The 15,874-nt window shown below is 58.2% G+C and carries 11 protein-coding genes and 4 tRNA genes; all 15 read right to left on the reverse strand.

Annotation, left to right across the window (positions count from 1 at the left end; genetic code table 11):
• Positions 1 to 2 precede the first annotated feature (2 nt).
• The 15 genes from rsmB to AC07OO_RS13665 all read right to left on the reverse strand — a co-directional run bounded on the left by rsmB (position 3) and on the right by AC07OO_RS13665 (position 15,816).
• The gene (rsmB, locus tag AC07OO_RS13595; RefSeq protein ID WP_495082634.1) at positions 3 to 1,331 is read right to left on the reverse strand and encodes a 16S rRNA (cytosine(967)-C(5))-methyltransferase RsmB; all 1,329 of its coding nucleotides are present in this window, start codon (positions 1,329 to 1,331) and stop codon (positions 3 to 5) included.
• 7 nt (positions 1,332 to 1,338) lie between these two features.
• A complete protein-coding gene (locus tag AC07OO_RS13600) occupies positions 1,339 to 1,893 on the reverse strand; it encodes a LemA family protein (RefSeq protein WP_495082635.1) in 555 nt (184 codons plus the stop codon).
• Between the two features lie 75 nt (positions 1,894 to 1,968).
• Complete coding sequence (gene rpoC / locus AC07OO_RS13605) at positions 1,969 to 6,198, reverse strand: DNA-directed RNA polymerase subunit beta' (protein WP_495082636.1); 4,230 nt, start codon at positions 6,196 to 6,198, stop codon at positions 1,969 to 1,971.
• A 19-nt stretch (positions 6,199 to 6,217) separates the two neighbouring features.
• Positions 6,218 to 10,330: a DNA-directed RNA polymerase subunit beta gene (gene rpoB / locus AC07OO_RS13610; protein ID WP_495082637.1), complete on the reverse strand. Its 4,113-nt coding sequence runs from the start codon at positions 10,328 to 10,330 to the stop codon at positions 6,218 to 6,220.
• A gap of 271 nt (positions 10,331 to 10,601) precedes the next feature.
• On the reverse strand, positions 10,602 to 10,979 hold the full coding sequence (gene rplL / locus AC07OO_RS13615; RefSeq protein WP_495082638.1) for a 50S ribosomal protein L7/L12: 378 nt from the start codon (positions 10,977 to 10,979) through the stop codon (positions 10,602 to 10,604).
• A 42-nt stretch (positions 10,980 to 11,021) separates the two neighbouring features.
• The gene (rplJ, locus tag AC07OO_RS13620) at positions 11,022 to 11,549 is read right to left on the reverse strand and encodes a 50S ribosomal protein L10 (protein ID WP_495082639.1); all 528 of its coding nucleotides are present in this window, start codon (positions 11,547 to 11,549) and stop codon (positions 11,022 to 11,024) included.
• Positions 11,550 to 11,789: 240 nt separating this feature from the next.
• On the reverse strand, positions 11,790 to 12,485 hold the full coding sequence (rplA, locus tag AC07OO_RS13625) for a 50S ribosomal protein L1 (RefSeq protein ID WP_495082640.1): 696 nt from the start codon (positions 12,483 to 12,485) through the stop codon (positions 11,790 to 11,792).
• Entirely contained in the window at positions 12,486 to 12,917 is a 432-nt protein-coding gene (rplK, locus tag AC07OO_RS13630; protein WP_057674553.1) for a 50S ribosomal protein L11, read from the reverse strand.
• A 144-nt stretch (positions 12,918 to 13,061) separates the two neighbouring features.
• Positions 13,062 to 13,652: a transcription termination/antitermination protein NusG gene (gene nusG / locus AC07OO_RS13635; protein WP_495082641.1), complete on the reverse strand. Its 591-nt coding sequence runs from the start codon at positions 13,650 to 13,652 to the stop codon at positions 13,062 to 13,064.
• A complete protein-coding gene (gene secE / locus AC07OO_RS13640) occupies positions 13,652 to 14,035 on the reverse strand; it encodes a preprotein translocase subunit SecE (protein WP_495083346.1) in 384 nt (127 codons plus the stop codon). Before secE ends, nusG begins: the two co-directional genes overlap by 1 nt.
• A gap of 107 nt (positions 14,036 to 14,142) precedes the next feature.
• Positions 14,143 to 14,218 (reverse strand) — tRNA-Trp (locus AC07OO_RS13645).
• A 12-nt stretch (positions 14,219 to 14,230) separates the two neighbouring features.
• Entirely contained in the window at positions 14,231 to 15,421 is a 1,191-nt protein-coding gene (tuf, locus tag AC07OO_RS13650) for an elongation factor Tu (RefSeq protein WP_495082642.1), read from the reverse strand.
• Between the two features lie 79 nt (positions 15,422 to 15,500).
• Positions 15,501 to 15,575: transfer RNA gene (locus AC07OO_RS13655), tRNA-Thr, on the reverse strand.
• Between the two features lie 47 nt (positions 15,576 to 15,622).
• Positions 15,623 to 15,696 (reverse strand) — tRNA-Gly (locus AC07OO_RS13660).
• Positions 15,697 to 15,730: 34 nt separating this feature from the next.
• Positions 15,731 to 15,816 (reverse strand) — tRNA-Tyr (locus AC07OO_RS13665).
• Positions 15,817 to 15,874: the final 58 nt, after the last annotated feature.

A 15,874-nucleotide genomic window follows, 5' to 3' on the forward strand; every position in this document is an offset into this window, starting at 1 on the left:
CATCAGGCCATCTGTTTTTGCAGCAACGCGTAATAAAAGCCATCGTGGTCACAAGGTCCATTGTCCGGGACGGCATCCACTTTTGTGGCATTTTGGGGCATTAAATGGCCCGGCGACGGCAGCAACACCGCGTCGGTGTTGTGTGCGAGAAACGTTTGCACTTGGGCGTCCCCTTCCGCCAAAAACAGCGAACAGGTGCAGTACAGCAGCCGCCCGCCAGGCCGCAACAAGGGCCATAGCGCCTGCAAAATGCGCTTCTGGATGGCTGCCAATTGCCCCACATCGGACTCGCGGCGCAACCAGCGCACGTCGGGATGGCGTCGTACGATGCCCGATGCGGTACAGGGTGCGTCGAGCAGAATGGCGTCGAAGGGCCGGCCATCCCACCAATCCTGTGGCTTGGCGGCATCGGCGCTGAGCACCTGGGCTTGCAAACCCAGCCGCACCAGGTTTTCACCTATACGGGTGGTACGAACGGCATCAATTTCCAAGGCCACAACCTCGCTGTCGGCCAACTCCAGCAGATGGCCCGTTTTGCCCCCAGGCGCCGCACAGGCATCCAGAACGCGAAGGCCGAGGCCCTGGGTAGGCCATCCCTGTAACAGCAAGGGCGCCGCCATTTGGGCAGCCCCGTCTTGCACCGACACCCGGCCTTCAGCAAAGCCCGGCAACTGCTGTACCCCGACCGGTCGGGCCAAGACGATGCAGGCGCCTGCCGAGGATTGCACGGGGATGCCGGCTTGCTCCAAGGCCGCCAGATACTCCGACGGGTTGGTTTTGCGCAGATTGACCCGCAAGGTCATAGGCGCGTGCTGGTTGGCCGTTGTCAAGATATCGCGCCATTGTGCGGGGCGTTCCTTTTGCAGGCGCTTGATCCACCAGCCGGGGTGGTTCCACACAGCGACCGGATCGTTGTCGGTGCTCGCAACCAGGGCCTCCCGCTCACGCAGGAAGCGCCGCAGGCAGGCATTCACAAAGTTGGCCTGGGGTTGGGTGCCAGCACTGCGCTTGGCTGCCTCTACCGCCTGGTTGACCAGAGTGAACGTGTCGTACGGCGCATCGGCATCGTTCCAGGCCAACGCCAAAGCAACACACAGCAAGGCGTCCGCCGCAGGCGGCGGCATGCGGGTGGCGAGCCGCTTGCGCAGGGCCTCGGCCCGGCCCAGGTTGCGCCATACATGAAAGGCCAAGGCCTGCACGCCAGGGCGTAGCTCAGCAGGAACGCGCTCGACGGCAGCGGTGCCGGAGATGCCCTCGCGCACGGCCTGTATCACCCCCGCCGCTGCGCTCAGTTGGCGCCACAGAGGCACCGGTTCAGTTTTGGAATGCATGAAATCCTTAAAGCAAGCCGCTGGGTTTGAAGCCCATCATGCCTACCACTAGGCGTGCCGGGAACTGGTCCAGGGCTTCGTTGTATTGGCCGGCGATCTGGTTAAAACCGCCGCGCGCGGTTTCGACGCGCCGGGTCGTGGTATCCCATAGGGTGCGCAGGGTCGCGGGCACCACCGGTCCGGCCAGATCAGGCGGAGCACTGTCTACCGAATGCCAGACCTGCTGTACGGTGTCAAATGCGTGGCCCAACCGCGACAAATGGTCAGCGCGCAAGGCGCTTGCAGGAGCATCTTTCAAAGCGGCCTCAAACTCCTGGAGTGCGGATTGCAGCTGCAACCAATCGTCATCGGGGAGACCTTCCATGCTGGGCTTGTGCGCTTGGCTGGCGGCCCCCTGGGCCACGTCGTCGCGGACCAGATCCGCATACAGCCGCATATGCTTTTTGACCGAGCCCAGGGCGCGCAGACCCCTGGCCCGCATACGCATCAGGCGGTTGTAGACACCAACGCTCCAAAACACACACAGCGCCAGTGTGATCCCCAGTACCAGCGAAAGATCCATAGCCCATTATGCAAAAAACCCCAAACCCCTCGTGAAAAGGGTTTGGGGTGCTACGTTTAGTGTAGCGATGCGGTTTTACTCGCTAGCAGCACCTTCGCTGTCGTGGGATGCCGCGACGGCTTCGGCATCACCACCTGCCAACTCGGCCGCTTCGGCTTCGGCGATGGCGCGGCGCTCGGCGTCGTCCATGTTTTCGCGAACCTTGCGTGCCTCGTGGTAGGCCAAACCGGTACCGGCAGGAATCAGACGACCGACGATGACGTTTTCCTTCAGACCACGCAGCTCGTCGCGCTTGCCCATGATGGCAGCCTCGGTCAGCACGCGGGTGGTTTCCTGGAAGGAAGCCGCGGAGATGAAGCTGTCGGTGGACAGAGACGCCTTCGTAATACCCAGCAACAGGTTGCTGTAGGTCGCGGGGATCTTGCCTTCGGCGCGCAGTGCATCGTTGGTGTTGAGCATTTCCGAACGCTCCACTTGCTCACCATTGATGTAGCTGGAGTCGCCTGCAGCTTCCACCACCACGCGGCGCAGCATCTGACGAACAATCACTTCGATGTGCTTGTCATTGATCTTCACGCCTTGCAAGCGGTAGACGTCCTGCACTTCGTCCACGATGTAGCGGGCCAGCTCTTCGGCGCCCAGCAGGCGCAGAATGTCTTGCGGGTCGGCCGGGCCGTCCACCACCACTTCACCCTTGTTGACCACCTGGCCTTCGTGGACCAGCATGTTCTTTTCCTTGGGCACCAGTTCTTCCCAGACCTTGCCATCGGGATCGGTGATCTGCAGGCGAATCTTGCCCTTGGTCTCCTTACCGAAAGACACCGTACCGGTGATCTCGGCCAGCGTACCCTTGTCCTTGGGGGTACGGGCTTCGAACAGCTCAGCCACGCGGGGCAGACCCCCGGTAATGTCGCGGGTCTTCTGACCTTCGATCGGGATACGGGCCAGCACTTCGCCGGGGCCCACGTCCTGACCGTCGCGCACCTGGATCAGCGCACCGATCTGGAAGCCAATCGTCACCGAGTGGTCGGTGCCGGGGATCTTGACTTCGTTGCCAGTCGCGTCGATCAGCTTGACCTGGGGACGCACCACCTTGGTTGCGCCGCGGCGCTTGGGGTCGATAACCACCATGGTGGACAAACCGGTCACTTCGTCGACCTGCTTGGCAACCGTGAGGCCCTCTTCCACATTCTCGAAATGCGCCTTGCCAGCGAACTCGGTAATGATGGGGCGGGTCAACGGATCCCAGTTGGCGAGGATGGCGCCAGCCTTGATCGTCTGGTCGGCCTTGACGGTCAAGATCGCACCGTAGGGCACCTTGTGGCGCTCGCGCTCACGGCCATGCTCATCATGGATGATGATTTCACCGGAACGGGCGATCACGACCAGTTCCTTCTTGCTGTTGGTCACATAGCGCATCGTGGCGTTGAAGCCGATCACCCCGTTGGACTTGGCTTCCACGCTCGAAGCAATGGCAGCACGCGAAGCGGCACCACCAATGTGGAAGGTACGCATGGTCAGCTGGGTACCGGGTTCACCGATGGACTGCGCAGCGATCACACCGACGGCTTCACCGCCGTTGATCAGGCCACCACGGCCCAAGTCGCGGCCATAGCACTTGGCGCAGATACCAAAGCGGGTTTCGCAGGTCAGCGCGGTACGCACCTTGACTTCGTCCACGCCAGCGGCTTCCAGATCATCGATCAGGTCTTCGTCCAGCATGTCGCCGGCCGAAGCCAACACAGCACGGTTCTCAGGATGCAGCACGTCTTCTGCGGTCGTGCGGCCCAGCACGCGGTCGCGCAGGGACTCGATCACTTCCCCGCCTTCGACAATGGCGCGCATCAGGTAACCACCGTGGGTGCCGCAGTCCTGCTCGGTCACGACCAAGTCTTGCGTCACGTCCACCAGACGGCGGGTCAGGTAACCGGAGTTCGCTGTCTTCAACGCCGTATCGGCCAGACCCTTACGGGCACCGTGGGTGGAGATGAAGTACTCCAACACGTTCAGACCTTCGCGGAAATTCGCGGTAATCGGTGTCTCGATGATGGAGCCGTCAGGCTTGGCCATCAGACCCCGCATACCGGCCACCTGGCGAATCTGGGCTGCAGAGCCGCGGGCACCGGAGTCGGCCATCATGTAGATGGAGTTGAAGGATTCCTGTTGCACCTGGTTGCCATGGCGGTCGGTGACCGTTTCCTTGGACAACTTGGCCATCATGACCTTGGACACTTCGTCACCCGACTTGCCCCAGATATCTACCACCTTGTTGTAGCGCTCGCCAGAGGTCACCAGACCGGACACATATTGCTGTTCGATCTCTTTGACTTCCTTCTGGGCACGGGCAATGATGCCGTGCTTCTCTTGCGGCACCAGCATGTCATCGATACAGATGGAAATACCGGCCTTGGTTGCCAGGCGGAAGCCGCTTTGCAGCAGCTTGTCGGCAAACACCACCGTGTCTTTCAACCCGCACTTGCGGAAAGACACGTTGATCAGCTTGGAGATTTCCTTCTTCTTCAACGCCTTGTTGATGTTGGAGAAAGGCAGGCCCTTGGGCAGGATTTCGGACAACAAGGCGCGGCCAGCCGTGGTTTCCCACAACTTGGTGGAGGGCACAAACTCGCCAGTTGCCTTGTCTTTGGTCCACTCGGTCAAACGCACGTTGATGCGGGCATTGAGTTCGACCTCGCCCGCGTCGAAGGCGCGCTGCACTTCACCGGTGTCGGAGAAGATCAGACCCTCGCCCTTGCCGTTGATACGGTCACGGGTCGTGTAATACAGACCCAGCACCACGTCCTGCGAAGGAACAATGGATGGCTCGCCGTTGGCGGGGAACAGCACGTTGTTGGAGGCCAGCATCAGCGTGCGGGCTTCCATCTGGGCTTCCACCGACAAGGGCACGTGAACGGCCATCTGGTCACCGTCGAAGTCGGCGTTGAAGGCCGCGCAAACGAGGGGGTGCAGTTGGATCGCCTTGCCTTCGATCAGGATGGGCTCAAAGGCCTGGATACCCAAACGGTGCAGCGTAGGCGCACGGTTCAGCATCACGGGGTGCTCTTTGATGACCTCTTCCAAGATATCCCACACGACGGGCGTGCCGGATTCGACTTCCTTCTTGGCGGCCTTAATGGTGGTCGCAATGCCCATGGCTTCCAGGCGCGCGAAGATGAAGGGCTTGAACAATTCCAAGGCCATCAATTTCGGCAGACCGCACTGGTGCAGCTTGAGCGTTGGGCCCACGGTAATCACGGAACGACCGGAGTAGTCCACGCGCTTGCCCAGCAAGTTCTGGCGGAAACGACCGGATTTACCCTTGATCATGTCGGCCAGGGACTTCAGCGCGCGCTTGTTGGCGCCTGTCATGGCCTTGCCGCGGCGGCCGTTGTCCAGCAAGCTGTCCACGGCTTCTTGCAGCATACGTTTCTCATTGCGTGCAATGATTTCCGGAGCTTTCAGTTCCAGCAAACGGCGCAGACGGCTGTTGCGGTTGATGACGCGGCGGTACAGGTCGTTCAGGTCAGAGGTCGCAAAACGGCCACCGTCCAGAGGCACCAGCGGACGCAGGTCCGGTGGCAACACGGGCAGCACGTCCAGCACCATCCACTCGGGCTTGATGCCGGATTTCTTGAACGCTTCCAGAACCTTCAAACGCTTGGCGTTCTTCTTGATCTTCAGTTCAGAACCGGTCAAGTCGTTGCGCAGCTTCTCGATCGAACCTTCGATGTCGATGCTTTGCAGCAGATCCTTGATACCTTCCGCGCCCATCTTGGCCTGGAACTCGTCGCCGTATTCCTTGAACTTGGCGTCGAAATCGTCTTCGGACATGATGCTGAACTTCTTCAGCGGGGTCATGCCGGGATCGGTGACCACATATGCTTCAAAGTACAGCACGCGTTCGATGTCACGCAGTGTCATGTCCAGCACCAGGCCCAGACGGCTGGGCAAGGACTTCAGGAACCAGATGTGGGCGCAAGGCGCGGCCAGATCAATGTGGCCCATGCGTTCGCGGCGAACCTTGGTCTGTGTAACTTCAACGCCACACTTCTCGCAGATCACACCACGGTGCTTCAGGCGCTTGTACTTGCCGCACAGGCATTCGTAGTCCTTGATGGGTCCGAAGATCTTGGCGCAGAACAGGCCGTCACGTTCGGGCTTGAAAGTGCGGTAGTTGATGGTTTCTGGCTTGCGCACTTCACCGAAAGACCAGGAACGGATCTTCTCGGGCGAAGCCATGCCGATCTTGATGGCTTCAAAGTGCTCATCAGGGGTGAACTGCTTGAACAGGTCGAGTAGAGATTTCATGTGACTCTTTCCCTTTCAATTAAGAACGTTCGAGTTCGATGTCGATGCCCAAGGAACGGATTTCCTTGACCAACACATTGAACGATTCCGGCATGCCGGCTTCGATGGAGTGCTCGCCCTTGACGATGCTCTCGTAGACCTTGGTACGGCCTTGCACGTCGTCGGACTTGACGGTGAGCATTTCCTGCAGGGTGTAGGAGGCGCCATACGCTTCCAGCGCCCACACTTCCATTTCACCGAAACGCTGTCCACCGAACTGGGCTTTACCACCCAGCGGCTGCTGCGTAACCAGCGAGTAGGGACCAGTCGAACGGGCATGCATCTTGTCGTCCACCAAGTGGTGCAGCTTCAGGTAGTGCATGTAGCCAACGGTGGTGGTGCGTTCAAACGGATCACCAGAGCGACCGTCATACAACTGCGCCTGGGTGCGCGCGGGTGTCAGGCCCTTGGCCTTGGCCACGTCATCCGGGTAAGCCAGTTGCAGCATGTTGCCAATTTCGGCTTCGGTAGCGCCATCGAACACGGGCGATGCAAACGGCACGCCACTGGTCAACTCCTGGGCCATGCTGCGCACTTCTTCGTCCGACAACTGGCCGAGGTCTTCCTTGCGGCCAGTGCCGTTGTAGACCTGTTCCAGGAAGCCACGGATCTCAGTGGCTGCGGCTTCACGTTGCAGCATGTCGCCAATGCGTTGGCCCAGGCCCTTGCCAGCCCAGCCCAAGTGCACTTCCAACACCTGACCGATGTTCATACGCGAAGGCACGCCCAACGGGTTCAGCACGATGTCCACGGGTGTACCGTCGGCGAGGTAGGGCATGTCTTCCACAGGTGTGATCTTGGAGACCACACCCTTGTTGCCGTGGCGGCCGGCCATCTTGTCGCCGGGCTGCAGGCGGCGCTTGACCGCGATATAGACCTTGACCATCTTCAGCACGCCCGCGGGCAACTCGTCGCCTTGCGTGAGCTTCTTGCGCTTTTCTTCAAACGCGAGGTCGAAGCTATGGCGCTGTTGCTCGATGGAGTTCTTGACCGACTCCAACTGGGCAGCCACATCTTCTTCGGCAGGACGGATGTCGAACCAGTGGAACTTCTCGACGGAGGCCAGATAGGCCTTGTCGATCTTGGTTCCCTTGGCCAGCTTTTGCGGGCCGCCGTTGGCGACCTTGTTGGTCAGCAGCTTTTCGATACGGTCGAACGCGTCCGCTTCCACAATACGCAACTGGTCGTTCAGGTCCAAGCGGAAGCGCTTCAGCTCATCGTCAATGATCTGTTGGGCGCGACGGTCGCGTTGGATGCCTTCACGGGTGAACACTTGCACATCAATGACGGTACCTTGCGAACCCTGGTCCACGCGCAGCGAGGTGTCCTTCACGTCGGAAGCCTTTTCGCCGAAGATGGCGCGCAACAGCTTCTCTTCCGGTGTCAACGTGGTTTCACCCTTGGGTGTGACCTTGCCGACCAGCGTATCGCCGGGCAACACTTCTGCCCCCACGTAGATGATGCCGGACTCGTCCAGACGATTCAGCTGCTGTTCGCTCAGATTGGGGATATCGCGGGTAATTTCTTCCGCACCCAATTTGGTGTCACGCGCCATCACCACCAGTTCTTCGATATGGATCGAGGTGTAACGGTCTTCCGCCACCACGCGCTCGCTAATCAAGATCGAGTCTTCGAAGTTGTAGCCATTCCAAGGCATGAAGGCCACCAGCATGTTCTGGCCGATGGCTATTTCGCCCAGATCGGTAGAAGCGCCGTCGGCAATCACGTCACCCTTGGACAGCTTGTCGCCCTTCTTGACGATGGGACGCTGGTGGATGTTGGTGTTCTGGTTGGAACGCTGGTACTTGATCAAGTTGTAGATGTCCACACCCACTTCACCAGCCTGCGCTTCAGCGTCGTTGACGCGGATAACAACACGGGTCGCATCCACATAGTCCACGATACCGCCACGGGTGGCGGTGACCACGGTGCCGGAGTCGACAGCCGCGACACGCTCAATGCCGGTACCCACCATGGGCTTCTCGGGGCGCAGCACGGGCACGGCCTGACGCGACATGTTGGCGCCCATCAAGGCGCGGTTCGCATCGTCGTGCTCGAGGAACGGAACCAGCGATGCCGCAACCGACACGATCTGAGCAGGAGACACGTCCATGTACTGCACGCGCTCAGCGCCCACCAGAATGGACTCGCCTTTTTCACGAGCAGACACCAAGTCGCCCGTCAGTTTGTTGTCTTTGTCCAGCGCCGCATTGGCCTGGGCAATCACGTACTTGCCTTCTTCAATAGCCGACAGGTAGTCGATGTCGTTCGTCACCTTGCTATCGACCACGCGACGGTACGGTGTTTCGATGAAACCGTACTCGTTCAGGCGAGCGTACAAAGCCAGCGAGTTGATCAGACCAATGTTTGGACCTTCAGGCGTTTCGATAGGGCAAACGCGACCATAGTGGGTCACGTGCACGTCACGCACTTCAAAGCCAGCACGCTCACGCGTCAGACCACCTGGACCAAGGGCCGATACACGGCGCTTGTGGGTGATTTCGGCCAGCGGGTTGGTCTGGTCCATGAACTGAGACAGCTGCGAGGCACCGAAGAACTCCTTCAACGCGGCCGAGATCGGCTTGCTGTTGATCAGGTCATGCGGCATCAAGGGCTCTTGTTCGGCTTGACCCAGGCGCTCTTTGACAGCCTTTTCGATACGTGCCAAACCGGTGCGGTACTGGTTCTCGGCCAACTCACCGACACAACGCACGCGGCGGTTACCCAAGTGGTCGATATCGTCGACTTCACCACGGCCATTGCGCAGATCCACCAGGATCTTGACCACAGCCAAGATGTCTTCGTTGGTCAACACCTTGGGACCGGTCGATTCGGAACGGCCCATCTTGGCGTTGAATTTCATGCGGCCCACGCGCGACAGGTCATACGTGTCGGGGTTGTAGAACAGGCGCTGGAACAAGGCTTGCACCGCGTCTTCCGTGGGTGGCTCACCGGGGCGCATCATGCGGTAGATGGCCACGCGGGCGGCAAATTCGTCCACGGTTTCATCGGTACGCAGGGTTTGCGAGATGTAGGCGCCTTGGTCCAATTCGTTGGTGTAGATGCAAGGCAGATCCTGCACGCCGGCCAGGCGCAGCTTCTTCAACAGCGCTTCGGTCAGCTCCTCGTTGGCCTTGGCCACGATTTCGCCAGTATCACCATCAATCACATTGCAGGCCACGACGCGGCCAATCAGGAAGTCTTCGGGCACGCTGATGTGCGTGGTGCCGGACTGCTCCAGTTCACGGGTGTGGCGCACGGTGACGCGCTTGTCTTTGGCGACCACAACCTTGCCGCTCTTGTCGGTAATGTCGAAACGGGCCACTTCACCGCGCAGGCGCTCGGCGACAAATTCCATCTGCGCACCACTGTCCATCAACCGGAAGTTGTCGTTGACGAAGAAGTTGGCCAGGATGGACTCGTTGGTCAGGCCAATGGCCTTCAACAGGATCGTGACCGGCATCTTGCGGCGACGGTCCACGCGGAAATACAGCAGGTCTTTGGGATCAAACTCAAAGTCCAACCAGGAACCGCGGTAAGGAATGATGCGGGCGGAGAACAGCAGCTTGCCCGAGCTATGGGTTTTGCCCTTGTCGTGCTCAAAGAACACGCCGGGGGAACGGTGCAACTGGGACACGATCACGCGCTCAGTGCCGTTGATGATGAAGGAACCCTTGCCCGTCATCAAGGGCACTTCACCCATGTAGACTTCTTGTTCCTTGACCTCTTTGACCACCTTGTTTTGCGCAGTGGAGGATTCACGGTCATAAATGATCAACTGGACTTTTGCGCGCACAGCCGATGCAAAGGTCAGACCACGGGTCTGGCATTCCCGCACATCAAATGCGGGCTTGGCCAAACTGTATTCCAGGTACTTCATCTCGACAAAGCCGTTGTGCGAGACGATGGGGAAGGCGGCTTCAAACGCAGCTTGCAAACCTTCGCCGGTTCGCTTCTTGGGGGCTACGTCGGCTTGCAAAAAGGCCGTGTAGGCGTCTTTCTGCATTTGCAACAAATAAGGGATTTCGAGCACGCTGTCGCGGTTACCAAAATTCTTGCGAATCCGCTTGCGTTCTGTGTATGTATAAGCCATTAGATCTCCGGGCAAAGACTAAAGGAACCTGGGGGTCCTAAACGACTGTCGTACCGAGCACCATCCCACTCGGTCTCTCTTGGCGATTGGCCACTACCAATCATTGGCGGACGGCTGCGCGTTGCACGCAGCCCGTTCCAAGGGCATTTTCTGTAGTCGGGGTCAGAAAACACTAAAAAGCTGCGTTCTAACGCAACTTTTTAGTGCACTCTCACAAGCACCAAAGGCTGGGGGCCCCTATCGGAACCCCCAGCCCTTGTAGACGGCTCAATTACTTGAGTTCAGCCTTAGCACCAGCTTCGACCAGCTTCTTCAGAGCGGCTTCAGCGTCAGCCTTGGCAATGCCTTCCTTGACGTTCTTCGGAGCGCCGTCAACCAGGTCCTTGGCTTCCTTCAGACCCAGACCAGTGATTTCACGCACGGCCTTGATGACGGACACCTTGTTGGCGCCAGCTTCAGTCAGAACGACGTTGAACTCGGTCTTCTCTTCAGCAGCAGCAGCGGCACCACCGCCACCAGCAGCAGCGGGAGCGGCCATGGCGGCAGCGCTCACACCAAATTTCTCTTCGATGGCTTTCACCAGGTCGTTGAGTTCCATGACCGACATGCTGTCCAGCGCGGTCAAAAATGCGTCTTTATCGAATGCCATTTTGATTTCCTAACAATATTGGTTACTACGGACTGCCAGCAATTACGCTGCAACAGCCTCAGCGGGAGCAGCTTCCGCTGCGCCTGCGCCACGTTTTTCCGCCAAAGCGGCCAGCACACGGGCTGTACGCGAGATGGGGGATTGCATCAAGCCCAACAACTGAGCCAACAACACTTCCTTGGAAGGGATGCTTGCGAGTTGCTTAACGCCGTTCACGTCCAGGGCTTTTCCGCCATACGCACCAGCGCGAATGACCAACTTGTCGTTGGTCTTCGCAAATTCGGCCACCACTTTCGCGGCGGCCACTGCGTCGGCAGAGAAACCATAGATCAGAGGACCGGTCATCTGGTCGGACACGACTTCAAAGCTGCTACCAGCGACAGCACGGCGAGCCAAGGTGTTCTTCAACACACTCAGCGTCACACCATTGCTACGCGCGGTATTGCGCAGTTTGGTCATGTCAGCGACCGTGATGCCACGGTATTCCGCGATCACGAGCGTTTGAGCTTTAGCGGCGAGGCCGGTCACATCACTGATGACCGCTTCTTTCTCACTGCGATTCAAACTCAAGGTCTACTCCTTTAAATGCGCATTGCGGTTTGCACCGCGTTGCGCTCCACATTGCAGCGACCAACTGTTAACGAAACTCTTCAATTCCATCTGCAGCGGGATCGCCATCTGCGTTGGCTTATGTATTAAGCACAGTCAAGCTGTACGCCAACGGTCTTGGATGACCCGCTTTACCCGAAGGTGAAACGGCCCACCACATCAAGCGACCGTTTCCGGCCGCTCAAATTTCTTCTCTTGCGATTACGCCGCGATGGATTGGATGTCTACGCGAACACCCACACCCATGGTCGACGAAACAGCAACCTTCTTCAAATACACGCCCTTGCTGGAAGCAGGCTTGGCCTTGTTCAGGGCTTCGACCAATGCGGCCAAATTGCCCTTCAGTGCAGCCGCTTCAAACGAGCGACGGCCGATCGTGGAGTGCACAATGCCTGCCTTGTCGACGCGGAATTGCACTTGACCAGCCTTGGCATTGCGGACTGCGCCAGCAACGTCAGGTGTAACAGTACCAACCTTGGGGTTAGGCATCAGGCCGCGTGGACCCAAAACTTGACCCAAGGTACCAACGATACGCATAGCGTCGGGAGCGGCGATCACCACATCGAAAGGCATGTCACCAGCCTTGACCATGGCAGCCAGGTCGTCCATACCGACGATGTCTGCGCCTGCAGCCTTGGCTTCTTCAGCCTTGGCACCTTGTGCGAAAACAGCCACGCGCTTGGTCTTGCCGGTGCCGTTGGGCAACACGACGGCGCCACGCACCACTTGATCCGACTTCTTGGCGTCAATGCCAAGTTGTACGGCCACGTCGATGGATTCGTCGAACTTGGCAGTCGCGAATTCCTTCACCAGGCCCAGGGCATCAGCCAAAGGGTACAGCTTGTTGCTGTCGATCTTGCCGACTTGCGTCTTTTGTTTTTTGGTCAGATTGGCCATTTACACGCCCTCCACATTCACGCCCATGGAACGGGCAGAACCAGCGATGGTGCGAACTGCAGCGTCCAGATCGGCAGCTGTCATGTCTTTCATCTTGGTCTTAGCAATTTCTTCGAGCTGAGCGCGGGTGATCTTGCCAACCTTGTCCTTCAGCGGATTGGAAGAGCCCTTGTCCAGCTTGATGGCCTTCTTGATCAAGACCGTTGCGGGCGGCGTCTTGATGACAAAAGTAAAGCTCTTGTCTGCAAACGCGGTAATCACCACGGGCAAAGGCAGGCCAGGCTCTACACCTTGGGTCTGCGCATTGAATGCCTTGCAGAACTCCATGATGTTCAAACCACGTTGACCCAGAGCGGGGCCGATGGGGGGGGATGGGTTGGCCTTACCGGCTGGCACTTGCAGCTTGATAAAACCGACGATTTTCTTCGCCATGTTTTCTCCTTACGGGTGATAACGCCTTGATCTGAACAACTCAGAATTGCGGCTTCCCGGGGTTAACAACTCTTTCTTTCAAACCATTCGCACCGAGTCGGAAAATGCGAACTTCCAAATATCAGAGGACTACGCCTCAGCCCGTCAGGTCTTCTCGATCTGAGAAAACTCCAACTCAACCGGCGTGGAGCGGCCGAAGATGGTGACGGACACCCGCACCTTGCTCTTCTCGTAGTTGACGTCTTCCACCGAGCCATTGAAATCGGTGAATGGACCTTCCTTGACGCGCACAAACTCGCCCACCAGGAATTCCACCTTGTGACGGGGTTTGTCGGTACCCTCTTGCATCTGGTTGACGATCTTCATGACCTCAGCCTCAGAGATGGGCGCCGGACGGTTCTTGGCACCACCGACAAAGCCCGTCACCTTATTGGTGTGCTTGATCAAGTGCCAAGTGTCATCATCCATAACCATTTCCACCAGCACATAGCCAGGGAAAAACTTACGCTCGGTTGTCTTCTTTTGGCCATTCTTGACCTCAACAACCTCTTCCATGGGAACCAGGATGCGGCCAAACTTGCCCTGCATGCCAGCGCGCGTGATGCGCTCCTGGATATTGCGCTCAACCGCCTTCTCCATACCGGAGTAGGCATGCACAACATACCAACGCAAATCTGGGTTCGCAGGCGCTGCCGCCGACGATTCGCCCACAGTGGTTTCTACGACATCGGTCATTATTTCTTCCACCCCAGAATCAAATCGTAGAGAAGCCATTCCAGCGTTTTGTCTGTCAACCACAGGAACATAGCCATGATCAACACAAAACCAAAGACATAGGCCGTGATCTGAATGGCTTCCTTGCGAGCAGGCCATACCACCTTGCGCACTTCGCGCCAAGCGTCACGACCAAACGCGATCAACTGCTTGCCAGTTTCTGACACAAAGAAAACAGCCGCGGCCGCGCCCAAGCCCAGCAGCAATGCAGCCCACTGAACCAAGGCACCTTGCTTATCCAGCAAATAGAAGGCAGCCAACGCAGCCACCACCAGGACTGAGGCAGCAGCCAACTTGGCCTTGTCTGCCCCGGTATTGACGGTTTGAATTTGTGACGTGGCCATAATCTCTTTATTTCGCGTTTCTCGTTCGAACCAACTCTGCCTGCTCAAGACACAAAGCCCGCTACGGGGTAGCGGGCCTGTTTGCCACCAGTTTTAGACCAACTGGTTGGCAGGGGCAGTAGGAATCGAACCTACAACCTTCGGTTTTGGAGACCGACGCTCTGCCAATTGAGCTATACCCCTTCGCAATATTCCTTAAGCGAAGATCTTGGCAACCACACCGGCGCCCACGGTACGACCGCCTTCGCGGATCGCGAAGCGCAGGCCTTCTTCCATGGCGATGGGGTTGATCAGCTTGACGGTGATGGAGACGTTGTCGCCAGGCATCACCATTTCCTTGCCTTCGGGCAACTCGATCGCACCGGTCACGTCCGTTGTACGGAAGTAGAACTGGGGACGGTAGTTGTTGAAGAAAGGTGTGTGGCGGCCGCCTTCGTCCTTGGACAAAACGTAGATTTCGCCGGTGAAGTGGGTGTGGGGCTTGATGGAGCCGGGCTTGCACAGCACTTGGCCGCGCTGCACGTCTTCACGCTTGGTACCACGCAACAGGATACCGACGTTGTCGCCAGCCTGGCCTTGGTCCAGCAGCTTGCGGAACATTTCCACGCCGGTGCAGGTTGTCTTTTGGGTGTCAGCGATACCGACGATTTCGATTTCTTCGCCGACCTTGACCACGCCGCGCTCGACACGGCCAGTCACCACGGTACCACGGCCGGAGATGGAGAACACGTCTTCCACGGGCATCAGGAAGGTGCCGTCGACTGCGCGCTCGGGGGTGGGGATGTAGCTGTCCAGGGCGTCGGCCAGTTTCATGATGGCTTCTTCACCCAAAGCACCCTTGTCGCCTTCCATGGCGAGCTTGGCGGAGCCGTGGATGATGGGGGTGTCATCACCGGGGAAGTCGTACTTGGAGAGCAGTTCGCGCACTTCCATTTCGACCAATTCCAGCAGTTCCTTGTCGTCGACCATGTCGCATTTGTTCAGGAACACGAGGATGTAGGGCACGCCAACCTGGCGAGCCAACAGGATGTGTTCGCGGGTCTGGGGCATGGGACCGTCCGCTGCGGAGCAGACCAGGATAGCGCCATCCATCTGGGCAGCGCCGGTGATCATGTTCTTCACATAGTCGGCGTGGCCAGGGCAGTCCACGTGGGCGTAGTGGCGGTTGGCCGTTTCGTATTCGACGTGGGCGGTGTTGATGGTAATACCGCGCGCTTTTTCTTCAGGAGCCGCGTCGATCTGGTCATAGGCCTTGGCTTGGCCGCCGAACTTGGCTGCCAGCACGGTGGTGATGGCGGCTGTCAGGGTGGTCTTGCCGTGGTCAACGTGGCCAATGGTTCCCACGTTCACGTGGGGCTTGGTACGTGTGAATTTTTCTTTTGCCATTATCAGACTCCGAAAAGAAATGGTTTAAATCAACAACATTCGCCGCACCACCAGCAACAACGCCGGCGATGCACAAAACTGGTGCCCTTTGCGGGAATCGGACCCGCGACCTCTCCCTTACCAAGGGAGTGCTCTACCACTGAGCCAAAAGGGCAAATTCTTTACAAACCTTTTTACAAAACCAAGGCAACAAGCCGACCGTGGAGCGGGGTAGGAGAATCGAACTCCTCGCTTTAGCTTGGAAGGCTAAGGTATTACCACTATACGAACCCCGCATAGGCTCATCCAACCAACAATCAGGCTTATCACTGGTGGAGAGGGCTGGATTCGAACCAGCGTACTCGTAAGAGGGCAGATTTACAGTCTGCTGCCATTAACCACTCGGCCACCTCTCCAAGGTGAACCCCGGATTATGCCATTAGTTTTTGACCTTGTCATATCCAGCGCCTAAGA

Source organism: Rhodoferax sp. GW821-FHT07G04, assembly GCF_059418585.1.

Excerpts from the sequence above, each read along its gene's own strand:
- rplA (WP_495082640.1), bottom strand. The coding sequence starts at position 12,485 with ATGGCCAATCTGACCAAAAAACAAAAGACGCAAGTCGGCAAGATCGAC.
- rplK (WP_057674553.1), bottom strand. The coding sequence starts at position 12,917 with ATGGCGAAGAAAATCGTCGGTTTTATCAAGCTGCAAGTGCCAGCCGGT.
- rpoC (WP_495082636.1), bottom strand. The coding sequence starts at position 6,198 with ATGAAATCTCTACTCGACCTGTTCAAGCAGTTCACCCCTGATGAGCAC.
- rpoB (WP_495082637.1), bottom strand. The coding sequence starts at position 10,330 with ATGGCTTATACATACACAGAACGCAAGCGGATTCGCAAGAATTTTGGT.
- nusG (WP_495082641.1), bottom strand. The coding sequence starts at position 13,652 with ATGACCGATGTCGTAGAAACCACTGTGGGCGAATCGTCGGCGGCAGCG.
- rplL (WP_495082638.1), bottom strand. The coding sequence starts at position 10,979 with ATGGCATTCGATAAAGACGCATTTTTGACCGCGCTGGACAGCATGTCG.
- tuf (WP_495082642.1), bottom strand. The coding sequence starts at position 15,421 with ATGGCAAAAGAAAAATTCACACGTACCAAGCCCCACGTGAACGTGGGA.
- secE (WP_495083346.1), bottom strand. The coding sequence starts at position 14,035 with ATGGCCACGTCACAAATTCAAACCGTCAATACCGGGGCAGACAAGGCC.
- AC07OO_RS13600 (WP_495082635.1), bottom strand. The coding sequence starts at position 1,893 with ATGGATCTTTCGCTGGTACTGGGGATCACACTGGCGCTGTGTGTGTTT.
- rsmB (WP_495082634.1), bottom strand. The coding sequence starts at position 1,331 with ATGCATTCCAAAACTGAACCGGTGCCTCTGTGGCGCCAACTGAGCGCA.